Source organism: Micromonospora sp. DT228 (genome assembly GCF_049841595.1).
In the GTDB taxonomy this organism is placed as follows: Bacteria; Actinomycetota; Actinomycetes; order Mycobacteriales; family Micromonosporaceae; genus Micromonospora.
This window is the reverse complement of the sequence record NZ_JBNCKO010000010.1, coordinates 176,909-203,641: the sequence shown is the minus strand read 5'-3', so window position 1 is coordinate 203,641 and position 26,733 is coordinate 176,909. Positions and strand designations below refer to the sequence as shown.

Annotated in this window: 21 protein-coding genes; 8 read left to right on the top strand and 13 right to left on the bottom strand. The window is 70.5% G+C overall.

Annotated features, from left to right (window positions below):
• Positions 1–90: 90 nt before the first annotated feature.
• The 5 genes from ACLQ29_RS21460 to ACLQ29_RS21440 form a co-directional block, all read right to left on the bottom strand.
• A complete protein-coding gene (locus tag ACLQ29_RS21460; protein WP_425773274.1) occupies positions 91–768 on the bottom strand; it encodes a class I SAM-dependent methyltransferase in 678 nt (225 codons plus the stop codon).
• Positions 765–2,879, bottom strand: a complete 2,115-nt coding sequence (locus ACLQ29_RS21455; RefSeq protein ID WP_425773346.1) for a toll/interleukin-1 receptor domain-containing protein — start codon at positions 2,877–2,879, stop codon at positions 765–767. Before ACLQ29_RS21455 ends, ACLQ29_RS21460 begins: the two co-directional genes overlap by 4 nt.
• A 193-nt stretch (positions 2,880–3,072) precedes the next feature.
• Positions 3,073–4,170: an iron-containing redox enzyme family protein gene (locus tag ACLQ29_RS21450; protein ID WP_425773273.1), complete on the bottom strand. Its 1,098-nt coding sequence runs from the start codon at positions 4,168–4,170 to the stop codon at positions 3,073–3,075.
• Positions 4,171–4,219: 49 nt separating this feature from the next.
• A complete protein-coding gene (locus ACLQ29_RS21445; protein WP_425773272.1) occupies positions 4,220–5,974 on the bottom strand; it encodes a thiamine pyrophosphate-binding protein in 1,755 nt (584 codons plus the stop codon).
• Positions 5,967–7,091: a Vms1/Ankzf1 family peptidyl-tRNA hydrolase gene (locus ACLQ29_RS21440; protein WP_425773271.1), complete on the bottom strand. Its 1,125-nt coding sequence runs from the start codon at positions 7,089–7,091 to the stop codon at positions 5,967–5,969. Before ACLQ29_RS21440 ends, ACLQ29_RS21445 begins: the two co-directional genes overlap by 8 nt.
• Before the next feature lie 142 nt (positions 7,092–7,233).
• Between ACLQ29_RS21440 and ACLQ29_RS21435 the strand changes: the two genes are divergently transcribed.
• Positions 7,234–7,782 carry a hypothetical protein gene (locus ACLQ29_RS21435; RefSeq protein WP_425773270.1) on the top strand — a complete coding sequence of 183 codons (549 nt, stop codon included), beginning with the start codon at positions 7,234–7,236 and terminating at the stop codon, positions 7,780–7,782.
• An 88-nt stretch (positions 7,783–7,870) separates the two neighbouring features.
• Here ACLQ29_RS21435 and ACLQ29_RS21430 read toward each other — a convergent pair whose 3' ends face one another.
• Entirely contained in the window at positions 7,871–8,215 is a 345-nt protein-coding gene (locus ACLQ29_RS21430; protein WP_425773345.1) for a DUF3817 domain-containing protein, read from the bottom strand.
• Positions 8,216–8,386: 171 nt separating this feature from the next.
• Here ACLQ29_RS21430 and ACLQ29_RS21425 point away from each other — a divergent pair, with 171 nt between their 5' ends.
• Positions 8,387–9,865 carry a glutamate--cysteine ligase gene (locus ACLQ29_RS21425; RefSeq protein ID WP_425773269.1) on the top strand — a complete coding sequence of 493 codons (1,479 nt, stop codon included), beginning with the start codon at positions 8,387–8,389 and terminating at the stop codon, positions 9,863–9,865.
• Positions 9,866–9,919: 54 nt separating this feature from the next.
• On the opposite strand, the gene ACLQ29_RS21420 is transcribed toward ACLQ29_RS21425, so the two are convergent.
• Positions 9,920–10,306 carry a DUF2267 domain-containing protein gene (locus ACLQ29_RS21420; RefSeq protein WP_425773268.1) on the bottom strand — a complete coding sequence of 129 codons (387 nt, stop codon included), beginning with the start codon at positions 10,304–10,306 and terminating at the stop codon, positions 9,920–9,922.
• Positions 10,307–10,680: 374 nt separating this feature from the next.
• On the opposite strand from ACLQ29_RS21420, the gene ACLQ29_RS21415 reads away from it, so the two are divergent.
• Positions 10,681–11,721 (top strand): S66 peptidase family protein, encoded by a 1,041-nt coding sequence (locus ACLQ29_RS21415; protein ID WP_425773267.1) that lies wholly within the window; start codon positions 10,681–10,683, stop codon positions 11,719–11,721.
• Between the two features lie 21 nt (positions 11,722–11,742).
• Here the strand turns inward: ACLQ29_RS21415 and ACLQ29_RS21410 are convergent, their stop codons facing one another.
• Positions 11,743–12,915 carry a zinc-dependent alcohol dehydrogenase gene (locus tag ACLQ29_RS21410; RefSeq protein WP_425773266.1) on the bottom strand — a complete coding sequence of 391 codons (1,173 nt, stop codon included), beginning with the start codon at positions 12,913–12,915 and terminating at the stop codon, positions 11,743–11,745.
• Between the two features lie 25 nt (positions 12,916–12,940).
• Positions 12,941–13,891 (bottom strand): SRPBCC family protein, encoded by a 951-nt coding sequence (locus ACLQ29_RS21405; protein WP_425773265.1) that lies wholly within the window; start codon positions 13,889–13,891, stop codon positions 12,941–12,943.
• Positions 13,892–14,120: 229 nt separating this feature from the next.
• On the opposite strand from ACLQ29_RS21405, the gene ACLQ29_RS21400 reads away from it, so the two are divergent.
• From ACLQ29_RS21400 to ACLQ29_RS21390, 3 genes are all read left to right on the top strand, one after another.
• Positions 14,121–15,137: a carboxypeptidase regulatory-like domain-containing protein gene (locus tag ACLQ29_RS21400; RefSeq protein WP_425773264.1), complete on the top strand. Its 1,017-nt coding sequence runs from the start codon at positions 14,121–14,123 to the stop codon at positions 15,135–15,137.
• An 85-nt stretch (positions 15,138–15,222) separates the two neighbouring features.
• Positions 15,223–15,585 carry an SCP2 sterol-binding domain-containing protein gene (locus tag ACLQ29_RS21395; RefSeq protein ID WP_425773263.1) on the top strand — a complete coding sequence of 121 codons (363 nt, stop codon included), beginning with the start codon at positions 15,223–15,225 and terminating at the stop codon, positions 15,583–15,585.
• A 3-nt stretch (positions 15,586–15,588) separates the two neighbouring features.
• The gene (locus tag ACLQ29_RS21390) at positions 15,589–17,640 is read left to right on the top strand and encodes a glycogen debranching N-terminal domain-containing protein (protein ID WP_425773262.1); all 2,052 of its coding nucleotides are present in this window, start codon (positions 15,589–15,591) and stop codon (positions 17,638–17,640) included.
• A 75-nt stretch (positions 17,641–17,715) separates the two neighbouring features.
• Here the strand turns inward: ACLQ29_RS21390 and ACLQ29_RS21385 are convergent, their stop codons facing one another.
• Positions 17,716–18,051, bottom strand: a complete 336-nt coding sequence (locus ACLQ29_RS21385; RefSeq protein ID WP_425773261.1) for a cold-shock protein — start codon at positions 18,049–18,051, stop codon at positions 17,716–17,718.
• A gap of 483 nt (positions 18,052–18,534) precedes the next feature.
• On the opposite strand from ACLQ29_RS21385, the gene ACLQ29_RS21380 reads away from it, so the two are divergent.
• Entirely contained in the window at positions 18,535–20,043 is a 1,509-nt protein-coding gene (locus tag ACLQ29_RS21380) for a DUF1996 domain-containing protein (protein ID WP_425773260.1), read from the top strand.
• Between the two features lie 40 nt (positions 20,044–20,083).
• Here the strand turns inward: ACLQ29_RS21380 and ACLQ29_RS21375 are convergent, their stop codons facing one another.
• The 3 genes from ACLQ29_RS21375 to ACLQ29_RS21365 all read right to left on the bottom strand — a co-directional run bounded on the left by ACLQ29_RS21375 (position 20,084) and on the right by ACLQ29_RS21365 (position 25,395).
• The gene (locus ACLQ29_RS21375) at positions 20,084–21,163 is read right to left on the bottom strand and encodes a MerR family transcriptional regulator (RefSeq protein ID WP_425773259.1); all 1,080 of its coding nucleotides are present in this window, start codon (positions 21,161–21,163) and stop codon (positions 20,084–20,086) included.
• A 7-nt stretch (positions 21,164–21,170) separates the two neighbouring features.
• Positions 21,171–21,839 carry a HEAT repeat domain-containing protein gene (locus tag ACLQ29_RS21370; RefSeq protein WP_425773258.1) on the bottom strand — a complete coding sequence of 223 codons (669 nt, stop codon included), beginning with the start codon at positions 21,837–21,839 and terminating at the stop codon, positions 21,171–21,173.
• A gap of 169 nt (positions 21,840–22,008) precedes the next feature.
• A complete protein-coding gene (locus ACLQ29_RS21365; protein WP_425773257.1) occupies positions 22,009–25,395 on the bottom strand; it encodes an SIS domain-containing protein in 3,387 nt (1,128 codons plus the stop codon).
• A 245-nt stretch (positions 25,396–25,640) separates the two neighbouring features.
• Between ACLQ29_RS21365 and ACLQ29_RS21360 the strand changes: the two genes are divergently transcribed.
• Positions 25,641–26,732, top strand: a complete 1,092-nt coding sequence (locus tag ACLQ29_RS21360; protein WP_425773256.1) for a winged helix DNA-binding domain-containing protein — start codon at positions 25,641–25,643, stop codon at positions 26,730–26,732.
• Position 26,733: the final 1 nt, after the last annotated feature.

Sequence of the window (26,733 nt, the reverse complement as noted above, 5' to 3'; positions counted from 1 at the left end):
GGGTGACCAAGATGCTCGACGTTACAACAGAAACGGCGCGGCCTCACAGCGGCACGCCGCACGCCGCACTCCCCCGTCAACCCGCCCACCCTAACCACTCTCGCCAAGCGGCTTGTTGGCAATCATCTTGATATAGCTGTGGAAGTGCGCTGGCATGTCATTATGCCCCGACTCGCCCCGGAAGCGCTCGAAGTACATGAGCGACTTCGGCCATTCGGCGTACTCGGCCACCACCACACCCCTTTCCGCGTCCGGAAACGTCGGGACCACGCGGTGGCATTCAGGAACGGGCGTGTAGTCGCTCCACAACGACACCGCGTTCACACCGCCCGGCGTTGTCATATCCTGTATTCGCCGGCAGGCGGCCTGCTTGTCTTCGACGTAGTGCAGAACGCCATTGCAAATGACCAGGTCGAACAATCCGTCAGCAACGAAGTCCGCCAGGGCTACGCGATGCACCTTGACCGAGACGCCGACTTCCGAGGCGAACTTACTGATTTTGTCCGCACCCACCTCGCTGAGCTCGACCGCCTCGACCTCCCAGCCGAGCCGCGCGAGTCGTATCGCGTCAGCCCCTTCACCGCTGCCGAGATCCACGACTCGCCCCGGTCCGTGCGAGATCGCGAATCTGAGGATCTGCTGCGCCATCAACGACCCCGCATGCTCCTCAGGGGAGACCGAGTAGGCGTGCGGATAGTTCCACCAATACCTGGACGTCGATCGGTAGCGATCATTGAAAAACTCTCTGATTTGATCCAAGGTCTTCACACCTCGATAGGAATTGAAACCATGAACTCGCCGTCGTTGTACAGGACCCCTAGTTCCTGAACCGCCTCCGCTCGCGAAGGATCATTCGAGATCGCGGCCAGCAGGGCTGCGGAGTCAGGTATTCCGATGCCGGCGTAGGCTGGTACAAGGTGCGAGAAGAACGCCCGGTACTGCAGGCCCGCGAGCCCGTCTATGTGCAGCTCTCTTCCTGCGGCGTATCTGTAGACCGTGGTTGCGGTAAGATCTGCCTGGATTCTTTCGACCAACGACGACGGCACCTGCCTCTGACTTATGGCATCTGCCACGGACAGGGCAAGTCCCGGCTCACCATGGGCGCGCAAATTGAGGCCGACGATGCGGGCTGCTCGGTCGCGCTGGTTGTCACTCATCGTCGCGTCGAACATCCGTAGCACGTTCGAGAAGACCTGGTTTCGGCGCACGGTCAAGAGTTCCGAGACAGTCCACGGAAACATTTGAACATTTGCGGTGAAGCGGTGCGCGCGAGGAAGTTCCTGCTCCACGACGTAGAAGAATAAATTCTCCTTGTCCGGGTAGAAGAAGCGCACGGTTCCCGTCAGACGTGGTTCATGCGGAAGCTCCACGATGCTGAAATCGGCGGCAAGTTCCCTCCGTACCGCCGCCTCGATCGACTCCGGGGCTATCTCGAACTCACCAAGCCACTCGTGATCCGGGCCGCGCCGCTGTGAGCAATCGCGCTGATTCACGTACCCACTGACATGAGACGCCTTACTCATCTCGCGCGTCGAGTTGTGCGGCGTGTTCACCTGAAGCAGCGGTTCTGGCCCCTCGCCGCCCTGGCGCCACGTCAGAACCAGCACTGCCGCCAGCCAATCTTCGCTATTCCTTCCTTCCACGAGCACGCTTCTCCGGAAACGGGCCGAGCGACAGATGAAGGTGTCTGGCCGCCATCCTGGGCTACCGACCAGCACCACCTCATGCTCTTCTCGGCTCACCTCCACCACTTCTCGGAAGGCCGATTCGAAATACTGGTCCACTCTGTCGAGGAAATCGATATACAAGTTCTCGTCCTCGCCGCGCGACGGCCGAGGTATCGCCAACTGGACAATGCGTTTGTCGTCGGACAGGTAAAAAATGTTGCCAACAAACGGGAGCAGGTAGGGATAGGTGTAGAGAGTCCAGCGGCCTGCCGTACCGAATCGCAGCAGCAGCGACATCACTCTTCGCTTGGTCTGGCCATATCGTCGGACCCGCTCCCGAAGCGCGTCCGCACGGCTCGGGAACCCAATCGAAAACTCGTCGTGAATAAACGGGAGCAGATCATCCGCGAGAAAGACTACGTGCAAATGATCCCAGAAAGTGTCCGGGCCGGCGCGCGTGCGTTTGGCAGTCAGCGCAGCTTCCAGGCAGTCGGCGACCCAGCCGTTGGCGACTCCCACGATCGTGGCAGCGCGAGCCTCGGTGAGGAGTCGGGTGAACCTCTGCTGATCGGCTCCCGAATAGGTGGCCACCAGTGGGATCATTCGACCAGGCGCCCGTGCGCTCGCACCGAGACGTTGCTCGTCGGTCGAGAAGACGTCGGTGGTTCCGCTTCCCGACACTTTGTCGAGCATCACGACAAGGTCCCGCACCAACCGGGTGACGAGTTCGGTGAACTCGTCGGCCTGCGGGCTCAGTCGGCTGATGTTGATGGACTGCCGCTTGCGCATCTCAGCCACCCGACGGTGGGTGTCGGGCGACTTTGTCATCATCAACGCCGCGTCGGTCAGCAAGATCGGAAAGATGAGCGACTCGTAGGGCAGCAATTTGTGTCGATCTCGGCGCTCCGCCTCTAGCATCGTGAAGACGTCCCACTCTCGACCACACCACTCCGACGTGAAATACGAAGGAGTCTGGATGGCAATCAAGACTGCGCTGTTCTCGACGGCAGTCATGATTCGCTGCTCCCACAACGAGGCCGTCGAAATCGCTTCCCTGTCGAGAAAGAGCCGGAGTTCACGTCCGGTGAGCGACCGGAAAACCTCGCGAATTCTGAGCGTAATGTCCGAAATTCTCCCACTGAAGTGCTCATCGGTGCGGGCATAGCTGACGAAAACGTCGTACTGCCACTCATTGCGGACTGGCCCCTGCATCACGCTATCGATCCCCCTACGCGTCTCTGCGAACCCGTGGGACGATTGCCGTAAAAGCGTAAGGCATGGTTTGCAATGGATGCTAGCGAAATCAGACTGCCTGTTCCCGACAGCAGTGCGCGAACCGGCGGGTCCAGGTCTGCCGAAGCCGCGGTCACCCGCAGCGCCGACCGCTTGCCCGGAGAAGGCAGGATCAGGCGATGGCGGGCAGGGGCGTCACAGCGGCCGACGCGCTCGCGGTGAGCGAGACGGTCGGCGGCACGGTCGGCGCAGCGGGTGTGCGCAGCGAGCTGCGGCCGGCGGACCAGCTGTCCAGCAGGTGTCCGGCGAACAACCGGTCCACCGCGAGCCCGGCCGCCGCCCCGAAGAGCACGTCGGGGGCGAGGGCCGGTTCGACGCGGACCAGGCCTCCGCACATGTCGTTGGCGGCGATCTGCTCGTGGACCGCGTCGGCCTCGACGTGCTCGTCGTAGAAGCGGGTGGCCACCTCGTCGAGGCCGAGCCGGCGCAGCCCGCTGCCGTAGCGGCGGTTCGGCAGCGAGGAGGTCATCTCGAACGCGGCCAGGTGCCCCAGCAGCGCGCCGCGCCACCGCCGGTGCAGCCCGAACAGCGACATCAGGTTGTTGGTCGCCAGCGTCACCGCGGGTACCGCGTCCAGGTGTGCGCCGTACGCGGTGTTCAGCCCCAGTCGTTCGAGGGTGCCCCGGAACAGCTCGGCGTGCATCCGGTCCAGCCGGCCGTTGCCGTACTCGTCGGTCTGGATCTCCACCAGAGCGGCCTTGGCCGGCCCGCCGAGGCGGGGCAGCGCCCAACTGTGCGGGTCCGCCTCGCGCAGGTGGTAGACGGAGCGGTGGGCGACGAACTCGCGGAACTGGGACAGGTCGGCGCGGCGTTGCAGCGTCGCGGCCAGCGGCGGGCCGTCGTCGGCCGCGACCACCTCGGCCAGGCCGGCCGCTACCCCGGCGGCCGGCACCCGCGGCGCGCCGACCAGCAGGCGCAGCGCCGCCTCGAAGGGCCGTTCGGCTTCGGCTCGCAGCGCGAGCAGCGTCGGCTGCCACTCCCACGCCTCGTCCACCCCGCACCAACCCCGGTAGTGCAGCTCGTAGCAGAGGAACAGGGTGAGCTGAAGGTCCTCGTCGGTGATCGCGTCGACGGGGTCGAGGTCGGCGCCGAGCCCCGCCGGCAGGTCGTGCGGCGGGCGGCGGAAGGCGTCGAGCACCGCGGCGGAGACCGGGCCGCGCGACCGGGGCAGGGTCGCCGGACCGTAACGGCGGTCAGCGGGCTCGGACATGGGACCTCCAGCGTCGTCGGGCCGCTACTGATGCCCTGGTCGAGAGCGGTTAAACGAGGTCATCGGCGTTCGCGGTGACCTCCACCTGCTCCCGCACCTTCCGGGCCGGAGCGCCGTCGGCGTACAGGCCCCGCAGGTCGGCGAACGCCGGCTCCGGCGGCGCCAGAGACACCATCGGGTCGACGACCGCCTCCAGGACGCAGGGACGGTCCGCGGCGAGGGCCTCGTCCCAGGCCGCGCCGACCAACTCCGGGCGGTCCACCCGCACACCGTGCAGCCCCAGCAGGCGGGCCCAGCCGGCGTACGGCACGTCCGGGCGGCGGTTGGCCGGGTCGGACGACGGCTGCCGCCCGCCACCCATGCCGTTCTGATCCCGGTTGTTGAGCACCAGCACCACCAGCCGAGGGTCGGCCCACCGCTGCCAGTGGTGCGACACGGTGATCAGCTCGGCCAGCCCGTTGAGCTGCATCGCCCCGTCGCCGACAAGCGCGATCACCGGTTGGTCGGGGGCGGCGAGCTTGGCGGCCACCGCGTACGGCAGCGCACAGCCCATCGAGCCCAGGGTGCCGCAGAGCTGCGCGTTCACCCCGGGTGGCAGGGTGAGGTGCCGGGCGTACCAGTAGAGGACCGAGCCGACGTCGACCGCGACCGCCCCGACGCTCGGCAGGCGGGCCGACAGCTCCTGGAGGACGAGTTGCGGGTTGACCGGGTCGGCGGGCGCGGCCACCCGCTCGGCGGCGACCTGCCGCCACCGGTCCACCGAACTCTCGACGGTGGCGCGCCACCCCTGCTCGGATCGACCACGCAGCCGGGTCAGCAACGCCCGCAACGTCTCCGCGGCGTCGCCGACCAGCGGCACGTCGGCCGGGTAGCGGGTGCCGATCCGGCGGCCGTCGATGTCGATCTGCACCGTACGGGCCTGTTCGGGCATCGGGAAGTAGTCGGTCCACGGGTCGTTGGTGCCGACCATCAGCAGGGTGTCGCAGCCACCCATCAGCTCGGCGGCGGCCGGGGTGCCGACCTCGCCGAGAACCCCGGTGTGAAACGGCAGCCGCTCGTCGAGCACCGGCTTGCCCAGCAGTGAGCTGGCCACCCCGGCGCCGAGCCGGTCGGCCACCTCGATGATCTCGGTGGCCGCGTCCCGCCCGCCCTGGCCCACCAGAATCGCGACGCGCTGGCCGCCACCGAGCAGTTGCGCGGCGGCGTCGAGGTCCGCCTCGTGCGGCAGCACCCGCGCCAGCGGCTCACCGGGGGTGGTCGAGACCACTCCGACGGCGGACGCCTGCACGTCGGGCACCAGTGTCTCCTGCAACTCCCGGGGCAGCACGACACAGGTCGGGCTGCGGGTCGCCGCCGCCGTCCGGAACGCCTGGTCCAGCAGCGCGGCCACGTCCTCGGGGTTGCGGCCATAGCGGACGAACTGGTTGCACACGTCGCCGAAGAGCCGACTCAACCCGATCTCCTGGTGCGCGCCGCCGAGCGGCCCGGAGATGTCCTCCCCGACGATCGCCACCACCGGCTTGCTGTCCAGCTTCGCGTCGTAGAGGCCGTTGAGCAGTTGGACGGCGCTGGGCCCCTGGGTGGCGAGGCAGACCCCGATGCCGCCGGTGAACTTGGCATGCCCGGTGGCCATGAACGAGGCGGTCTCCTCGTGCCGGGCCGGGACGAACGCCGGCTCGCCGCCGGCGCGGTCCAACGCCTCGACAAGCGGGGCGATCGCCTCGCCCGGATAGCCGAAGGCGCGGGGCACCCGCCAGGCCAGGAGCCGCTCCACCACGAGATCCGCCACGCGGCGCTCAGCCATTGCCGCGCCCCGGTGTGCTGGGGTCGACATAGCGCAGCACCGCGCCGACGCCGTCGGTGAGCTCGGGAGCCTCCTCCGGGCCCAGCACGGTCAGTGCCGCGTCGGTGCCGACCAGGGCGCGGACCAGCGCGGCGTCGGCGCGTACCCGCTGGGGTTCGGCCACCGACATCGCGGCCAACTGCCCCGCGTCCACGGCGATCTCGGTGGGCTCCGCGCCGATCCACAGCTCGCCGTCGGCCGACGGGTCGTCCACGATGATCATCGTGTCGACCTGGTTGCGCTGCAGGGCCGAGACGACCGCGTCGAGGCCGGCGCCCACGTCCTCCTGCACCCCGAACCGGTCCAGGGCGGCGCTGATCCGCTGGTCGGCGACCTCGGCGATGGTCTGCACGGTGAGGTCGTCGAGCATCGTCTGGTCGGCGCCGCCGGCCCGCGACCCGGCATCGGTACGGACCACCAGGTCCTGCCAGCGCTCCGGCATCTGGGCAGCGATCATTCCGGTGGCCCGGACGTCACCGGCGACCACCACCACGTCCGCGCCGACCCGGTCGGCCAGCTCCACCGTCGCGGCGGTGACGTCACCGGCGTTCTGGTGCCAGGCCTCCATGGCGGCCCGCTGGTAGCGCGACTGGGACCAGCCGCCGGGCTTCGTCCGCCGCAGCGGAAACTCGTCCCGCCCGGCGACGTGCGCCCGTCGGGGCACCCCGCCGGCGCTGACCGCCATCGCGTCCGCGCCCAGCCGGTCGGCGATCACCCGTACCCAGGCCACCTGTTCGCCCCGTTGGGCGAGCAGCGGCATCACGTGCGGCAGCGGCGCGAAACTGGCCAGGTCACGCAGTGGTGGCGCGGACAGGTACTCGGAGAGCACCACCCGCCCGTGACTCGCGAAGACCGCGAGGCCGTAGTCCCCGACCATCGGGTCGTGGCCACGGATCACCCGGTCCAACGCGGCGATGCTCGCCTGGTCCGCGCCCTGTTCGGTCAGGCGACGTTCCAGGGCACGCCAGCGCAGGTCCAGCGCGGGATGGGCGTCCTCCGTGTCGGCGGAGGCGTCCAGGTACACCGAGCACCACGGCCCGGGACGGTCGTAGAGCGGGCGCAGGAAGGACAGCTGCATGCTCGACCCCTTTCCAGCTCGGCCCCCCGCTTACCCTCCTCGCCCGGGATGTCACCTCGCAGCCGTGAGCCCGTGACCAGGTTTCATTCACGTCGTTCAACCCAGGACGTCGATACGATCTGTGCACACAAGCGGACTCTCGGTGGTGGGAATGGACAGCGGACTCGAAAGCCGACGGATCGTGCACCCGACGGAGAAGATCGTTACCGGGCGGTTGGTACGCCTGCTCGACGGCTACACCCGTGAGGTCCGCATCGGTCAGCCGGTGCTGGTGGCGGTGCTCGCCGCGGCGGCGGTCGCCCGCCTGCCCGCCCTGCTGCTGCGCTCGCTGTTCTCCTTCGGCGGTGGCGGCACCCGCCGGCGGTGGAAGGAGCTGAAACAGGGCCCGGAGTACCTGGTCGTCCCGGTGCGCCTGCGCGACACCGCCGGCCAGCTCTGCGAGGTGGAGCTGCACGGGCACCTGCCGCAGAGCGCCCTGCACCCGGCGGACCAGGTGCAGCTCACCCTGCGCCCGCAACGCGACCCGGAGCTGCCGCCGCGCATCGAGCGGATCGTCAACCTCACCACCGGGCAGTTGCTCACCCCGCGTACCGCGACGCTCTGGTCGCATCTCGGTCCGCCGCTGCTGTTGCAGGCGTTCCTGGGCGCGCTGCTGGTCGCCGGCATCACGGCCTGCTCCGCACTGACCTGACGGCGAGTCGGCGGGCCCTCGGGACCGGTCGGCGGTTCAGCCGGCCCGGGCGGGGGCGCGGTTCAGCCGGCCCGGGCGGGGGCGCGGTTCAGCCGACCGGGGCGGCGTCGCGGGTCGGCCGGCCGGCGGCGACGGTGGCGAGCATGCCCCGGCGGCGGGCCCAGCGCTCGAAGACCAGGGTGGCGAACGGCGGCACGGCGCAGGCCAGCGCCACGACGGTGGCCAGCAGGCTCCACCGGCGCAGGCGGGCCACCGCGAGCACCAGCAGGCCGTACGCGACGAACAGGCCGCCGTGGATCGGCCCGAAGATCTTGACACCCAGCTCGTTCTCCGGCGGCCCGTACTTGACGAGCATGCCGATCAGCAGGGCCAGCCAGGAGCAGGCCTCGGCGATCGCCGCCGCAACGAACAGCCGGGTCACCTTGTCGCGCATCGCCACGCCTCCACCTCTCGGGCGGCAATGGTAGCGGTGCGGGCACGCCGCCACTTTCACCGGGACAGGGATCACCGGACCCGTCAGTGGGTAGGAAGGGAGCCTCAGGTATTCCCCTGCCCGACGAGGACGTGCGAGGTTAGGGGAACCAGCGGTGACAGGGTGGTGACGATGGGCGAGGACGTCGGCGTACGAACCTTCAGTCGAGAGGATCGGGCCCGCTACCGCGACAAGGTCCGCCGCTGCCTGGATGTCTTCGCCGAGATGCTGCGCGAGTCGCGCTTCGACGTCGACCGGCCGATGACCGGTGTGGAGATCGAGCTGAACCTGGTCGACGAGGCGTCGAACCCGGCGATGCGCAACGCCGACGTGCTGGCGGCCATCGCCGATGAGAGCTTCCAGACCGAGCTGGGCCAGTTCAACGTCGAGATCAACGTGCCACCGCGGCGACTGACCGGCACCGGCACTGCGGACTTCGAGGAGTACGTCCGGGCCAGCCTGAACGCCGCCGAGGTCAAGGCGCGGGCGATCGGCGCGCACATGGTCATGATCGGGATCCTGCCGACGCTGCGCCCCGAGCACCTGACCGCCGAGACGCTCTCCGCCAACCCCCGCTACACGTTGCTCAACGAGCAGATCTTCGCGGCACGCGGTGAGGATCTGCCGATCGCCATCAGCGGCGTCGAACGCCTGGCGGTCACCGCCGACACGATCACCCCGGAGGCGGCCTGCACCAGCACCCAGTTCCACCTGCAGGTCAGCCCGCCCCAGTTCGCCGACTACTGGAACGCCGCCCAGGCGGTCGCCGGCATCCAGGTCGCCGTCGGCGCGAACTCGCCGCTGTTCTTCGGCCGGGAGCTGTGGCGCGAGACCCGCATCCCACTGTTCCAGCAGGCCACCGACACCCGGTCGGAAGAGATCAAAGCCCAGGGGGTACGACCCCGGGTCTGGTTCGGCGAACGCTGGATCACGAGCGTGTTCGACCTGTTCGAGGAGAACGTGCGCTACTTCCCGGCGCTGCTGCCGGTCTGCGACCCGGAGGACCCGGCGCAGGCCCTCGCGGCCGGTGAGGTGCCCAATCTCGCCGAGCTGCGCCTGCACAACGGCACCGTCTACCGGTGGAACCGCCCGGTGTACGACGTGTCCCGTGGCCGACCGCATCTTCGGGTGGAGAACCGGGTGCTACCCGCCGGCCCGACCGTGCTGGACACCATCGCCAACGGGGCCTTCTACTTCGGACTGGTCCGCGCCCTGGCCGAGTCCGACCGGCCACTGTGGTCGCAGATGTCGTTCAGCGCCGCCGAGGAGAACTTCACCAACTGCGCCCGGCACGGCATCGACGCGCAGGTCTTCTGGCCCGGCCTGGGCTATCTGCCCGTCACCGAGTTGGTGCTGCGCCGGCTGCTGCCGATGGCACACCACGGCCTGGACCGGTGGGGGCTCGACCCGGGCGAACGCGACCGGCTGCTCGGCATCATCGAGCAGCGCTGCCTGACCAGCCGCAACGGCGCGACCTGGCAGGTGGAGACGCTGCACCGGTTGGAGTCCGCCGACCACCTGGACCGGCCGGCGGCACTACGGGAGGTGGTCCGCCACTACGTCGACCTGATGCACACCAACCGGCCGGTGCACGAGTGGCCGATCCCGTAGGCGCCCCGGGTCGACCCGACCGCCGGGCTCGACGACCCGGTGATCCGCCGGGGCTCAGCCTCGCGGGGTGGGCACACCGAAGAGATCGGTGATACCGCCGGGAAGCTGGGCGAGCAGGTCGTGTCGCTCGTCGTCGTCGAGCGCCTCGGCGACGGTACGCAACACCGCCTGGGCGTGTTGACGCACGTGGTCCGCGTTCGCGACCTGTTCGCGGTCCCCGACGTTCTTCAGGAACTCGCCGACGTCCCAACGGCGGCCCTGCGGATTGCGGGTGACCGACCCGTTCAACCGCTCCGGTAGCTGTGCCGCCAGATTGTCGGCCTCCTGCCCGGCGAGCCGTTCACCGAGCACGGACAGGACGGCCTGTACGGACCGCACGGCCTCGTTCTCACCGAGGCCCGCTCGCTGTCGTACCGTGGAAATCATCTGCTCGTACTCCATGACCCGCTCCTTCGCTTCTGCCCGACCTGCCGTCAGGGCTGCGTGCGGACGAACGGGGCGAGTTCCCAGGCTCCCTGGCCACAAACGGGGTCACGCGCGGATCCGGACTTTCCCGCCATCGGCGGGCGCGGCCTCAGAAAGCCCCCAGTCCCGTCACTCGGGTTGCCAGCCGAGCCGGGTCGGGCCGTGCGGAAAGCCCGTCCGCTGGCACCGGGGCGCCGCGGTTCACCGCGATGGACGGCGTCCCTTGTGGACCCCGCACGGCATACATGAGTGTCGTAGGCTGTGGCAGCTCGCATATCGTCTGATCACGACGGGGGATGCAGGTGGCCACTACTGGACCAGACCCAGCTTCGACGCAGCGGTCCCCGCGGGTGCCCCTGACCCGTCGGCACATGCTGCGGGCGGGAGCGGCGGCCGTCGGCGGCGCGGTGCTCGCCGGCGGGTTGGAGGCCGGACCCGCGCAGGCCGCGCCGGAGGCCGCGAAGCGCCTGCTGCGGGCACCGGCGCTGGCGCCCGGCGATCGGGTCCGGGTCGTGTCGCCCGGCAGCACCCCCGACCCCACGAACATGGCCCGCGGCATCGAGATCCTGCGCGGTTGGGGCCTGGAGGTCGAGCTGGGCGCGCACGTCTTCGCCAAGTACGGCTATCTGGCCGGCACCGACGCGCAGCGGCTGGCCGACCTCAACGCCGCGCTCAACGACCCGGGGATCCGTGCGGTCTTCGCCGCCCGTGGCGGTTACGGCACCCAGCGGATCGTCGACGATCTCGACGTCTCCGGTCTGCGCCGGGATCCGCGGGTGGTCGTCGGCTTCAGTGACATCACCAGCATCCACGGCAAGCTCTGGCGCGAGGTTGGCCTGGCCACCTTCTACGGACCGATGGTCAACTGGAGCGACAGCCGCACCGGCCCCGAGTCGGCCGAAGCCCTGCGCCGGGCCGTGATGACGACCGCACCCGTCACGATCGTGCGGGATCCGGCCGAGACGGCCGCCCCCGTGCTGGTGCCCGGCCGGGCGTCGGGGCCGCTGCTGGGCGGCTGCCTCACCCTGCTCTCCACCTCGCTCGGCGCGAGCGACGCCCCGAGGTTCAACGGCGCGATCCTGTTCTTCGAGGACGTGGACGAGGCCCCGTACAGCATCGACATGATGCTGACCGAGCTGCGCCGGGTGGGCGTGCTGTCCAGGGTTGCCGGGGTGGTCATCGGCCAGATCACCAACAGTGTCGGCGAACCCGGCGAGTGGGATGCGGCGGCGGTCCTCAAGGACCGCCTGTACGACCTTGGCGTGCCGGTCCTGGGTGGTCTGCGCCTGGGGCACGGCAACGGGCAGCTCACCGTGCCGCTCGGCGCGCGGGCCACGATCGACGCCGAGGCGGGGACCCTGACGGTGGAGCCCGGGGTCCGGCCGCGTTAGCCGGTGGTCCCCGCGTGTCGGTCAGACCGTGAGCAGCACCTTCGTACAGTCGTCCTGCTTCTTCTGGAAGATCTTGTAGCCCTTCGGGGCGTCGCGCAGCGGCATCCGGTGGCTGACGATGAAGCTCGGGTCGATCTCGCCACGCTGGATCCGCTCCAGCAGCGGCCGGGTGTAGCGCTGGACGTGACACTGACCGGTCCGCATGACGAGCGACCGGTTCATGAACGCGCCCATGGGGAACTTGTCGACGAAGCCGCCGTACGCGCCGACGACCGAGACCACCCCACCCGAGCGGCAGGCGAGGATCGCCTGGCGCAGCGCGAACGGCCGCTCCGTCTCGACCCGGGCGGCCTGCTTCACCCGGTCGTACGCGTACATGGCGGCGTTGCCGTGGTGGCCCTCCAGGCCGACCGCGTCGATGCACGCGTCGGGCCCCCGGCCGGCGGTCAGCTCGTTGAGGGTGTCCAACACGTCCGCCTCCTCGTAGTTGATCGTCTCGGCGTCGACGTGCTCCTCGGCGAGCCGCAGCCGGTACGGGTACCGGTCGATGACGATCACCCGTTCCGCGCCGAGCAACCGGGCGCTGGCCGCGGCGAGCAGTCCGACCGGCCCGGCGCCCCAGACGGCGATCACCTGTCCGGGTTTGATGTCGCACATCTCGGCGCCCATGTAGCCGGTGGGGAACACGTCGGCGAGCATGACCGCCTGGTCGTCGCGGACCTCGTCGGGCACCTTGAGCGGGCCGATGTCGGCGAACGGCACCCGGGCGTACTCGGCCTGGCCGCCGGCGTACCCGCCGAGGAGGTGGGAGTAGCCGAAGATGCCGGCCGGCGAGTGGCCCATGATCTTCTCGGCGATGCCGGCGTTCGGGTTGGAGTTCTCGCAGACCGAGTAGAGGCCGCGTTGGCACGACGAGCAGTGCCCGCAGGCGATCGGGAAGGGCACCACCACCCGGTCGCCGGGCTTGAGGTTGCGCACCTGCGGGCCGACCTCGACCACCTCACCCATGAACTCGTGACCGAGGATGTCGCCCTTGCGCATCGCGGGGATATAGCCGTGGTAGAGGTGCAGGTCGGAGCCGCAGATCGCGGTGGTGCTGATCCGGACGATCGCGTCCCGGGCGTTCATGATCTTCGGGTCGGGCACGTCGATGACCTTGACCGTGTCGGTGCCCATCCAGGCGGTGGCCTTCATCCTCGGTCCCTTTCGAAGCGGGCGGTCATCGGCGCGACGGCGGCAGCGGCTGGGCGGGACGCTGCATGGCCTGCTGGCGTACGGAGATGCCGTTGGGGCTGCCCTCGGAGCGGACCACCTCGCCGGTCTCCAGCACCTGCTTGAACCGGCGCAGGTCGTCACGGACCTGCTGCTCGGGTTCCTCGCCGAAGAGCTTCGCCACCGCCCGGCCGAGCGCGCCGGCCGGCGGCGCGTAGCGCAACTCCACCCGGACCTCGGTGCCCCGGTCGCCGGGCGCGGGCACGAAGCGGACCCGGCCGGCGTTGGGCACCCCGGTCCCCGCCAGCGATCGCCAGGTGATCGACGTGTTCGGCTGGTCGTGGATGATCTCGGCGTCCCACTCGACGCGATGGCCGGCCGGGCCGCGAGCGACCCAGTGCGAGCGGCGCAGGTCGTCGGCGCGCACCGACTCCAGGTGCGTCATGAACCGGGGCAGGTTCTCCACGTCGCGCCAGAACCGGTACGCCTCGGCCGGTGACCGGTTCACGGTCACCGCGATCTCCATCCGGATCATCCGCGCCCGTGCGCGTCGCGCTCGGCTGATCCGTACGGCGGAGAGCACGTCGACGGCCGCGATGCCGGCGATCGCGACTGTGGTCAGGGCGACGCGGCGTCGTCGCTCACCGCTGCGGTCGGCGAGGGCGCGGACGAGCAGGGTCAGGTCCATGGCGTCGCTGGCCACCCGGCTCCACGCCCAGCCCGCCGGGCGACGACCGCCGAGCAGGCCGGCGGCGCTGCCCAACTCCCGCACCCCGACGGCCGGGAGCACCGCGCGCGCGGCCGGGGAGTCGTCCACCCCGGCCAGTCGCGCGAGGCGGCCGGGCGCGACCAGGGCGCCGACGCCCAGGGCCAGGCTCAGCAGGCCGAGCGCGCTCGGCAGCGTCGCCGGCACGGGTCCGTCCAGCTCCGGCAGGAGCACACTGTCGACCCGGTCCATGTCCGGTCCCCCTCCGGTCGGCGTGGCCGGCGGCGGACCGGCGCAGCGGCGCAGCCGCCGCCCTGACGCTATGTCCTGAACGCGGCTCCCGCGCCTGGTTCGCGGCAGAAGGTCCGTTCCGGGCAGCGCGCGTCCCGCAACAGTCGACATGGCGACATTGACCGATTTGGATCACTGACAGGCCGATACCGTCGGCGCAATCCGTCGCGCCACCGAGAGGACGACCCCCATGCGCCGCTCGCTCCCGCGCCACCTGACCGCCGCCGTCGCCGTCGCACTGCTCGTCGTCGGGGCCGCCGAACCGGCCGCCGCGCGTACCCCCGGGTCGGTGCCGCCCGCGCCCGGCATGGTCCGCACCGTGGTACGCGACGCGGCGACCGGCACTCCGGTGCCTCGGGCCTGCGCCGCGCTCGTCCCGGTGGACGCCGCGGCGTTGTCGGCGGTCGGCCTCGGCGAGGACCAAGACGGGCGGTACGGGGGCTGCGCCGACGAGCAGGGCAACCTGGTGACCGGCGACGTCGCCCCGGGCAGGTACCGGCTGCTGGTGAGCGCCTACGACGCGACGGCGTACGGCATGCAGTGGGTCGGCCGGCACGGCGGCACCGGTGAACGCGAGCGGGCACAGGTGATTCAGGTGCGGCCCGGCGTGGTGACCAGCGCGCCGACCATCCGGCTCGACCCGCCGGGCACCGTCGTCGGAGTGGTGACCAACGCGGCGACGGGCGCGCCGATCCGCGGTGCGCTGGTGATGGTGGTGCCCTACGTGCCGCACCCGAAGTACGACGACCACGGCCCGACCACCGACGACAACGGCCGCTACACGATCACCGGTCTCGGCCCGTACCACTGGCCGGTGCAGTTCGCCGCCGCCGGGCTGGCCACGGTGTGGTCCGGTGGGGTGGGTGGTCGGCCGCAGGCGCGGCCGGTGCGCGTGCGCGCCCAGCAGACGGCGACGCTGAATCAGGCGCTGCCCGCCGGAACACCGCTCACCGGGGCGGTAAGGGTCGACGAGCTGCTCACCTACGGCCAGGTGGTCGCCTTCGACGCGACCACCGGGGACCTGGCCGGCGTGGCGGACGTGGGCGACGGTTATGCCCTGCGCCTGCTCCCCGGGCAGCGGGTGAAGCTGCGCTGCGACTGCACGTACGCCCAGCCGACGTGGCACCGGGACGCGGCGGGCTTCGACACCGCGACAGCGGTGCGGGTCCGGCGGACGCCGACGGTGGTGGACTTCGACCTGGGATGACCCGAACGAGACGGGCCGCCGGGAGTTAACGGCGGGCCGCACCGGGTAGCCGGCATCCGCTTCTACAAGCACCCGGGGAGGTGGGATGACGGCGACAAGTGCCTTTTTCGAGCGGTTGACCGTCGCCGGCCAGGATCCGCGGTTCAGCAAGGTGTGCGGGACCGTGCGGTTCGACATCGGGGACGGCGGCGACCTGGAGCAGTGGCTCCTGGAGATCGACCATGGCCGGATGCGGGTGCGGCGCGGCGCCGACCCCGCCACCACCGTGATCACGGTCTCGGCGCCTGTCGCGGAGGCGATGGCGCGCGGTGAGGTGAACGGCCTGGCGGCGATCACCCGGGGCGAGATCATGGTCGACGGCGACCTCGGCCTGGCGTTGCGGCTCGGACGGCTGTTTCCGCGTGAGCCGGGGCCGTTGCAGAGGGGCGGCCCGGCCAGTGGGACGTAGCCGATGAGGGACATCGCGGACACCGTGTCGTGTATCGACGGGAACACCTTCATGGTGTCCGACGCCAGCGGTGACGTCGACTCGTCCCCCGCCACGCCGGTCGGGCTGTTCGCCGCCGACACCCGCTTCCTGTCCCGCTGGATGCTCTTCGTCAACGGCGAGTGCATGACCGCCCTGTCGGTGGACGACAGCCAGTACTACGAGGTCACGTTCTTCGTGGTGCCGGGCGCGGCGGTCGACTACGTGCAGGCCGACGTGTCGGCCATCCGGCGCCGGCGCATCGGTCCGGACCTGACCGAGTCCCTGACGATCTTCAACTACGGCGAGCAGGACCGGGATCTCGACATCCGGCTGGAGGTGGCGGCCGACTTCGCCGACATCTTCGAGATCAAGTTCGACATCGGCGCGAAGACCGGCACGCACTACACACACGTGGGCCCCGACGAGTTGCGCCTGGGCTACCGGCGCGGCACCTACCGACGTGAGGTCGTCCTGTCGGCGAGTGAGCCCGCCGAGTTCGACCCGGACGGCCTGCGCTTCACGATCCGACTGGGCCCCGGACAACAGTGGTCGACGCGGTTGCAGGTCGCCATGCTGGCGCTGCGTCCCGACGGCGTCGACCTGCGCTCCGCGCTGCGGGCCCAGCGGCCCGACGACTCCACGCTGCCCACCAGCCTGCGGGCCTGGGTCGCGGCGGCCCCGACCCTGGACACCGAGAGCGCCGCGCTGCAGCAGGTGTACCACCGCAGCCTGGTGGACCTGGCGGCGCTGCGCTTCGCCCCGCTCTCGCTCAGCGGCGCGGCCGTACCCGCCGCCGGGTTGCCCTGGTTCATGACCCTGTTCGGCCGCGACAGCCTGCTGACCTGCCTGCAGACCCTGCCCGTCACCCCGTCGTTGACCCCGCCCACGTTGCGGATCCTCGCCTCCCTGCAGGGCGTCCGCACCGACGACGTGCTGGAGGAGGATCCCGGCCGGATCCTGCACGAGCTGCGCTACGGGGAGTCGGCCGCGTTCGAGGAACAGCCGCACTCCCCCTACTACGGCACCGTGGACGCCTCACCACTGTTCGTGGTGCTGCTCGACGAGTACGAGCGGTGGAGCGGCGACACCGCGTTGGTGCGGGAGTTGGAGCAGGAGGCTCGCGCCGCCCTGGCGTGGATCGACAACTACGCGGACCTCACGTCCACCGGCTACGTCTGGTACGAGCGACGCAACCGCGCCACCGGCCTGGAGAACCAGTGCTGGAAGGACTCCTGGGACAGCATCTCCTACGCCGACGGGAGGCTGCCGGGCTTCCCGAGGGCCACCTGCGAAACCCAGGGGTACGCCTACGACGCGAAGATCCGCGGGGCTCGGCTGGCCCGTACCGTCTGGGGTGACCCCGACTACGCCGAGCGGCTGGAACGCGACGCGGCGGCGCTGTACGACCGGTTCAACCGGGACTTCTGGCTGGCCGACCGCGGCTACTACGCCCTCGCGCTGGACCACGACGGCACACCCGTCGACAGCCTGTCGTCGAACATCGGGCATCTGCTGTGGAGCGGCATCGTGCCGCCGGAGCGGGCCCCGCAGGTCGTCGAACACCTGATGGGCCGGGCGCTCTTCTCCGGTTGGGGCGTGCGGACCTTCGCCGAGGGGCAGCGCCGCTACAACCCCCTCGGCTACCACAACGGCACGGTCTGGCCGTTCGACAACTCGTTCATCGCCTGGGGTCTGCGCCGGTACGGGTTCGCCAGCGAGGCGGGCCGCATCGCGGAGAGCATCCTGTCCGCCGCCACCTTCTTCGATGGTCGGCTGCCCGAGGCCTTCGGCGGGTTCGACCGCAACACCACCCGCTACCCGGTCCGGTATCCCACCGCCGGCAGCCCACAGGCCTGGTCCAGCGGAGCGTCAATCCTGCTCCTGCGCACCATGCTCGGCCTCAACCCGCACGAGGACCACCTGGCCGTCGACCCCTCGCTGCCGTCGGCCTTCGGACGGGTCGCGCTGCTGGACATCCCGGGCCGCTGGGGCATGGCCGACGCCTTCGCCCGGCACCGCCCCGACCAACCTTAAGGGACGTCTCGTAACTCCTGCAGCGTTCAGACGAGCGGGTGTAGCGCGCCGAGCTGTGAAAACTCCAGGCAAGTCCTACTGCGGTTGATCTGCACGGTTCGGAGTGTCGCCCTCTGTCGGTGCATCGAACTCCAGGCGCAGGATGCTGCTGTAGGCCGCTGACGGTTGCTGAGGGACGGGTGCCGGTGGGCGGTCGTTGCCGGTCCAGACGGCGAGGGCCCGATAGTCGTATCCGTCCTGCCAGCCGGTCTCGAACTCGAACGAGACCGGTTGACCTGGGCTGAGGAAGCGGTAACCGCTCATCAGGACGTTGCTGAAGTGGGCCCAGCATCCGCCGGGGGTGGCGTCGGAGTCGAGGACTCCCCAACCGTCGTCGGTGTGCCATTCCCGGACGGTTCCGACCGTAATCACCGAAACAGTGTTGCACCTGGTCGTGGTGACGTGCTGCTCAGTTGCTTGTGGCCGGCTGATCCGCCAACCGTTAGCAGGCAACGCCTTCACCACGTTACGAGACATCGCTTAGGGTCACGGTCAACCGTCGGCCGCTCCGATAGCCCGGCGCCCGGCGTGTCGCGTCCGCTGCGCGACGGCTCCACGGCACCGCTCCCCCACCAGCGACGCCACGCGGCCCACCACGGCGAATCGGAACAAACTTTTCTCCAAAAAATGTAATCTTGCAATCGCCGGAGACACGCGCCCAGCACCTCGGACACTTAACGAAGACTTAAGACTGCGCGACCGAAAAACCGTTATCCGGCACGGCGAAGACGGCGACCAGGAGACCTTCCGAGCACTGTTCTTAATTCTTCTTCCGCGAGTTGTTGTCAGCTCTGCGTACGCCCATAATTCCTTTCGTCAAAAGCTTTGTCGCCGACGCAAAGGACAACACTGGTAATGCGGACCACCCCCGCGCACGTCGCACCGGCGGACCGGGCGCGAAAGCGTCGCCGCCGCACCCGCATCTCGCTCGCCGCCGCCGTCGTGGCCGCACTGGGCGCCAGCGGCATCTACATCGCCGGCGCCCAGGCCGAAGAGGTCTCCGTGCCCGGCCGAATCCAGGCCGAGGCCTTCGCGGCACACTCCGGGGCGCAGACCGAGGACACCGGCGATGCCGACGGCGGCCGGAACGTCGGCTGGCTGGCCAGCGGCGACTGGCTGCGCTACGACGGCGTGTCGATCACCGGGGCCAACCTCACGGCCCGGGTCTCCTCGCACAACGCCACCGGCGGCACCGTCGAGCTGCACCTCGCCGCGCCGGACGGTCACCTGCTCGCCACCTTCCCGATCGCGCAGACCGGCGGCTGGCAGAAGTGGACGACGGTCACGGCGAAGGCGTCCGCCGTGCCGGCCGGCCCGCAGACCGTCTTCGCCGTCCTGAAGAGCACCTCGACGGCGGACTTCGTGAACCTGAACTGGTTCACGTTCGGCCCCGCGGCGGGCTCGTCGCCGAGCGCGCCGGCGAGCGCCTCGCCGACGCCCACCGCATCGTCCGCGCCGAGCCCCACCCCGTCGGCGTCCGCCTCCACGTCCGTCCCGCCGAGCGCACCCGCCGGCGGTTGGGTCCCGGTCGACCAGGCCCGGTGGAGCAGGGAACTGGCCGCCTTCGACGCCCTCACGCCGAAGGCGGTGCCACCGGGGACCACCCGGGTGCCCGAGTTCCACACCGACTGCGAGGTCGCCAACTCGGCGCCGGACGACCCGATCGTCGTGCCCGCCCTGCCGGGCGCCTCGCACATGCACACCTTCTTCGGTCCGAAGATCGACGCCTTCACCACGACCGACAAGCTGCTCTCCGCGACGACCAACTGCAACGCCCCGGGTGACAACAGCGCCTACTGGACCCCGGAGCTGCGCAAGGACGGCCAGCCGGTCCCGATCAAGAGCATGCGCGTCTACTACGGCTCGCGGGTCAAGGACCCGTCGACGGTCAAGCCCTTCCCGCCGGGCCTGCGGGTCGTCGAAGGCGACGCCAAGCGGCAGGTGGACACCCCGAAGAACGCCGGCAGCAACCAGTTCTGGTGTGCCGGCAGCGCCGAGGTCGGCCGCAGCGCCGACGGCAACTGGCCGGTCTGCGCACCCGGCGGCAACCTGATCTTCCAGCTGGTGTTCAAGGACTGCTGGGACGGCAAGAACATCGACTCCCCCGACCACAAGTCGCACATGGGTGACCCGGTGAACGGCGTCTGCACCGGCAAGTACCCGGTGGCCGTGCCGGACCTGTCCTTCATGGTCAACTACCAGTCGCTGGGCGGTGACGGTCTCACGCTCTCCTCCGGCAAGCCGTCCTCCATGCACGGCGACTTCATGAACGCCTGGGAGCCGGCACGCCTCGGCGCCCTGGTGAGGTCCTGCCTCAACCAGAACGCCAAGTGCGGCACCGAGGTCACGTTCGCCGGCGGCTGACCGGCGCGTCCCCCCAGTTGCCACCGGACGACCCTCTCGCTCAGGCGAGGGGGTCGTCCGGCATCGTGCCCGGCCCGATCCCGTCGCGCGGCACTCCGATCCCGGTGCGGGGCTTTCCGGCCCCACCGCGGAGCGTGAGGATGGATGTCGCCGTCAGCGCGACGGCGCGGTCGTCGTCTCGGGACAGGTCCACCAGGGCCCGTGCCGCGGTGTCACCCGGGATGTCCGCCAGCGCCTCGGTCAGTCGCCGACGCGCCGACGACGCCACGGTCCCCCGGGCGAGGCAGCCGACGAGCCTGGTGGCGATCAGTGCCGCCACCTCGGGTTCGGTCGCCAGCACGCCCAACACGTCGGCTGCCTCGGCGTCCTTCGTGGCCTCGACGACCATGTCGACAAGCATCGGGACCGCGTCCGCCACCCGCCGCGCCCCGAGCGCCAGCGCCGCGTGCCCGCGGACCACGACGTCGGAGTTCGCGAGGGCGTCGCGCAGCACGTCGGTCGCCGCGTCGTGCGGGATCTCGGCGATGGTCCGGACGGCACGCTCGCGTACCTCGGCCCGTGGTGAGCGTAGGCCGTCCGCGAGCAGCGCCAGACCGTCGTCCCCCGACTGCGCCAGCGCCCATCGCAGGGCTCCGGCGACGTTCGGGTCGGTCTCGTCGAGCGCCGCCTCGACGAGCGCCTCCACGGGCACCGGAGCCCCGTCGGCCGAGGACAGGGCCGCGCGCTGACGCCTGCCCGCGCTCGGTGAGTCCAGGGCCTGCAGGAGCGCGACGACCTGGAGCACGTCCTCCCAGTCGGCGGGGTCGGCGGCAGCGATCCGACGCAGTCGGGTGAGCAGGTCCCGCTCATCCGCGATGCGCTGTCGTGTCCGCTGGATCAGGTCGTCGACGAGGCCGGAGGGGGTGAAGCCGGGATCGTCGAGCGCCCGCCGGACGTCACGCAGCGACAGGCCCAGGGACCGCAGGCTCTCGACCTGGAAGATCAGCCGGATGTCCTCGTCGGAGTACTCCCGGTAGCCGGCGCCGCTACGGCCGGTCGGCCGGACCAGGCCGAGCGAGTCGTAGTGCCGGAGCATGCGGGCGCTGACCCCGGACCGGCGCGCCACGTCACCGATCAACACCTGCGCATCATCCCTTCTCGCCGATCGCGCCGAGGGCCAGCACACGCTTCGCCTCCTCGATCGAGGACTCGACACCCACATCCGGGTCCCGCGCCAGCCGTTCCGTCGCGATCGCGTGCGCGCGTACCTGTGGGTCGGGAGCCTGCATCGCGACGCGCAGGATCGGCATCGCCACCGCACCGAGCGCGACGAACGCCCGGCTGAGGCTCAACCGCGTGTCCCGCGTGCCGCGCCCGAGCTGCGTCGCCAACACCTCGGCCAACTCAGGCTCGTCACCCGGAGGCACCAGGGCGACCGCGGCTCGCCAGGCGCTTCGCGCCACCTCCTCGTCCGGGTCGGTCAGGAGCGCCCGTGTCATCGCCGGCCAGGCCCGCCGATCGCCGATCTTGGACAACGTGTGCAACGCCTGGCTCCGGGCCTGCGCCCGCTCCGAGCGGAGTTGGTCGGTGAGCTTCGCGACGGTCAGTGCGGGTGGGTGGCGGATCAGCGCCCAGGTGACCATCTCGCGTACGAAGAACTCGGGCTCGATCGCGCATCGTTCGACGAGCATGTCGACGAACCGCGGGTCCGGGGCTGTGCCGACCGCCAGCGCCGCGCGCAGCCGTACCGACGAGTCGCCGCTTTCCAACGCCCGGAGCGCCCGCATGGTGTTCGCGTCCTTTTCCGGTCCGGTCATCGAGACCACCTCCTCGACCCCACCGAAGACCTTGTCACCGTGTCAAGGTCAAGGGGGACCGCACTGGGCAGCGTCGCGCACCGCACGTGTCAGCCCGCGGCGCGGAGGGCTGGCGAGCGGTGCTGCCGGCGACACAGCCGCCGGCAGCACCGCGAAACCCATCGACCGGCTACCGGCTCAGGAGCCGGACCACGTCGTCCACCGAACCCAGAAGAACCGTCTCCACCGGCACCTGCGTGAGGCTCTCCACGGCGAACGGCGTGTCGGTCTCGGTGACCGCAGCCCTGATCTCCGCCAGTCGCGTGCCGGTCAGCTCGAGCACCTCGGTCAGGTGCGCGGGCTCGGCCCGCTCGACAAGTGTCACGTGCGCGAGCGTGAGCGAGTGCACGCGCGCCCCGGTCTGCTCCGGCACCATGAGCACCAGCCGGCCGTCGCGTACGCCGCGGACCAGCCGCACCATGCGCGAGGCGACGGCGAGCTGCTTCGAGCCGCTCAGCTCGGCACCGCTGTCCGCGCGGCTGGCCAGGTCCTCGGCGACGCCGGTCTTGCGCAGAACGCGCAGGGTGGCGTGGCCCGGCGACTGACTGAGCTGGTACCGGATCGTGCCGGTGACGCCCCCGGTCACCCGGGCGAACGCGCGGAGCGCCAGCAGGACGGGATAGCTCAGCACGGACAGATCGCCACCGGCCTCGACGACGGCCGTGGCGAGCGCGTTGTCCAGCAGGTCGGAGTCGCCCCGCGAGGTGCCGACGGTCACCGTCTTCGCCTGGTGCTTGACCGAGTCGATCGAGCGCGTCAGCTCGTCGGCGGAGGCCGTGAGCTGGGTACGCACGAAGTCGACCGGATCGGCGACCGCTACCGGCAGCTCCGGCACGACCGCTGCGCCGTGCCGCAGCAGCGACGCGGCCTGGTGCAGTCGCAGCGCGACGTCGCTGGGAAGAACGCCGCGAACGCTGCCCTGGGCCGCCTCGGCGAGGAACTGGTGGATGCCGCCACACGCGGCGTCCAGCTCGTCACGCGCGACGCGACCGGCGTCGACCGACGCCTCCAGCCCCGCGAGCGCCTCGCGCAGCGGATCGGCGGTAGCGTCGATCGCCCGGGCGGCGTGGTAGGAGAAGAGGTGCCCGGCAGCCGTGCTGAGGATCCAGGCGAAGGCGGGGTGCGCCGCCGGCACCCGGATCACCCAGTCGGTAGCCCACGGCAGCTCGATGCCCTCGTCGACGATGACTACCGGTTGGTTGCGGTGGGCGGCGAAGATGTCGACCTCTTTGGTGAGGTCGCGCAGCTGCCCCGGCGGGGTGCCGGCCGCGCAGACCAGGACGAACGCCTCCGCCGACAGGTCGACGTGCTTCTTGTCCTCGACGGCGTCGGTGGAGACGGTCTTGTAGCACAGCTCGGAGAGTTTGATGCGGGTCTCGTCGGCCGCGACGCGGTTCGGGCCGGAGCCGACCACCGCCCAGTGCGGGTGCCGGATCGCCACCTGCGCGATCTCGGCCATCCTCGGGCCGAGGTCGCGCAGCGTCTGCAGCTGTTGCGGCATCTCCTGCAACGCGTGCAGCATCAGGTCTTCCAGCTCCGGCGAGAGCAGGTCGCACAGCCTCGCGATCTGCAGCGCGAGCAGCGTACCGGTGGCCGCCTGCGAGTAGAACGCCTTCGTCGAGGCGACCGCCATCTCCACGTCGCGGCCGTCCGACGTGTACAGCACACCGTCGGCCTTGTGGCTCAGATCGCTGTCCCGGCGGTTGACGATGGCCAGCACGGCGGCGCCCCGCGCGCGGGCCATGTCGATGGCGCGGTTCGTGTCGGTGGTCGAGCCGGACTGGCTGACCGCGACGACACAGACCGACGACATGTCCGCCCGCAGCTTCCAGGCGGACAGCTCGGTGGCCGGCATCGCGGCAACGGTGATGTGCGGGTGCAGCAGATCGTCGGCCACCTTGGCGATGCCCTCGCAGGCGACCGCGGCCGTGCCCTGACCGACGAAGAGGATCTCGCGGATGTCCCGGTCGACGAAGCGCTCCCGGATGCTCTGCGGCAGTGCGGATTCGCCGAGCGCGACGGAGAGCCGCTGGCCGTCGTCGGCGATGCGACCCCGCAGGCTCTTGCGGAACGAGGACGGCGCCTCGGTGATCTCCTTCACCAGGTAGTGGTCGAACTCGCCGCGCGCGACATCCCGTGTGGTGATCTCCGCGGTGGCGATGTCCGCCTCGGTGACCGGCAGGGACCGGCCGCGCATCGTCGTCCGGCGCAGGCCGGCGAGGGTACCGGCGTGCTTCCGGTCGAGGACGACCACCGTGCCGACCTCACCGTCGTCGGAGTGCCTGCCGTCCAACCGCAGGTACCGATCGGTCCAGCCGACCAGGCCGTACACCTCACTGGCGACCAGGAAGCAGCCGAGGGCGAACCCGACGTACAGGCCCTGGCCGCTGCCCTTGACGACGAGCATCAGTTGGTCGGCGGCGAGGTCGCCCTGTGCCGCGATCGCGAACGAACCGTGATAGTTGCGCGCGGAGGCGGCCATCGCCTGTTCGGGCGAGTGACCGGCGGCCATCTGCTGGGCGAGCATCACCGGGATCAGCTTGGCGTCGGTGCTGATTCCGGTGGACGAGGCCGGCAGGTTCAACTGGTCGCGCAGCGCGACGTGGTTGTCGATGTCGCCGTTGAGAGCGGCGATCGCGAAGCACGGATCGTCGCCGGCCGGCGTGGTGCTGTCCAGCGGGTGGGCGTTGGCCTCGCTGATCCGGCCGACGCTGGCCCAGCGGGTGTGCGCGACGATCACGACGCGGGCGCTGGGCAGATCGAGGACTGTGTGCAGGTCGTCGTCGGCGGTCATCGCCGCGCGCAGGTACGCGACGTTGTCACCGAGCCGGCCGATGACCGAGGCGCGCTTGTACACGAGTGAGATGCCGCCCCGGAACTGCGCCGCCGCGCAGTGGCGGAACTCGCCGTCCACCCGGTCCCGCAGCGTGGCCGGCACCCGCGCGAGGTCGGCGTCATCGAGCGTGACCCACACCTGGATGCCCGCCGAGTCCCGGCCGCGCACCTCCAGCCGATCGATCGCGTCCAGAACCGCGTCGACGGCGAGGTAGCTGCGCGCCTGGTTCAGGGTGATCATCTGTTGCCGCGCGAGCTCGGCGATCCGCACCGCGGCGCCGATCCTGTCCTGCTCGATCGACCAGAGCAGGTCCCGAGCGGCCACCGCGCGCTGCTGGACCTGCTCCAGGAGGTCGGCGTCCCAGCCGGCGCCGGGGTCGTCGAGTGCGCGCTCGGCGACGGTGAGCCACGAGTCCAGCGCCGACGTCCGCGCCACGACGGCCTCGCGCAGGCTCTTCTCGCACGCCAACCGGTGCACAGCGGTGGGCGCGGTGTACAGATCCAACGCGGCCGCGAGTTCCTTGACCAGACCGTCGAACGCGGGGTGCAGGTCCATTCCGCTGGGCCGGTCGGCGGTCAGGTCGACGTGCGGCAGTTCCGGCAGCACGTCCAGCAGTTGCCGATCGGAAACCGCTGCCAGGTCGCAGTCATAGTCCGGCAGCGCTGCGGCGATCCCGCACATGCATACCCCTCACGTCGGACGGCCGTCGAGTCGGACGGCCTCGGTCGGCCAGAAAGCCCGACGATATCTCATCGCGCAAGGGGCGTGCGCATTACCAACCGATTCGCGCAGCCGAAATGTTCGCGACTGCGCACTCAGGGCAGTATCATTGCTGTACGCGACAGAGTCAACGCTCTGCGTAATGTCACTCTTGCGGACCGACGCGGCTCCCGGGCCGTCCGGGCCTACTCGTCTAGGGTGCGGGAATGGTCGACCGACGCCAGGTGCTCAACTTCCGCGTCCGCGCCCAGCAACTCGACCGGGCTCAGGGCACGCTCGCCGACACCGCCATCCTGGACATCGGAGTGCAGAACACCGGCCCGGACGGCGCCCGGTGGGCGCTGGCCGCGCGCGGCGTCGACGTGACCGCGTTGTCCGACACGGAGGTGATCGTGCTGTGGACCGTGCGCGGCGCTCCCCACCTCTACCGCCGGGCCGACGTCGGCAACGTGGTGGCCGCGGTCGAACCCTTCTCCGACGCCGACGCGGGCAAGCGCATCTACGACGCCGCCAAGCCGTTGAAGGCCGCCGGCATCGACAACCTCGCCGCCCTGGACGAGGTGGCCGCCCGCATGCGGGCCATCGTCACCACGCCGACGGTCAAGGGAGACGTCTCCGGCCGCCTGGCCGCGGTGCTGCCCGAGCCGTACCTGCGGTTCTGCCGGCCGTGCGACGCCACGCACGTCTACGAGATGCCCTTCCGGCTCGCCGCCGCGCGGGCCGGGCTGGAGTTGCAGCTCGGCACCTCGCCCCCGGTCCTGCGGCGCATCGCCGGGTTCCGGAGGGCCGCCGCGCCGGGCGATCGCTTCGACCTCGTCCGCGCCTATCTCCGCCTGCTCGGCCCGGCCACACCGAAGCACGTGGCGGACTATCTCGACGCCCCGGTGAAGGACGTGAAGGCACACTGGCCCGACGACGTGATCGAGGTGACGGTCGACGGCGAGGCGCGCTCGCTGCTGGCCGACGACGAGGAGGCGCTGGAGTCGGCCGACGGCCGCGGCACCCGCCTGCTCGGCCCGTTCGACCTCTTCCTCCAGGCCAAGGACCGGGCGACGCTGGCGCCGGACGCCGCCCACGCCAAGCAGATGTGGCCGGTGTTGGGTCGCCCCGGCGGCGTCCTGGTCGACGGCGACCTGGTCGGCGCCTGGCGTCCCCGCAAGTCCGGCCGCACGATGACGGTCACCGTCCAGCCCTGGCACCGGCTGTCGGACGCCGCCCGCAAGGCCATCACCGCGCAGGCCGAACACCTCGCCGCGCACCGCGGCGTCTCCCTCAGCGGCGTCGACTTCGCCAGCTAGT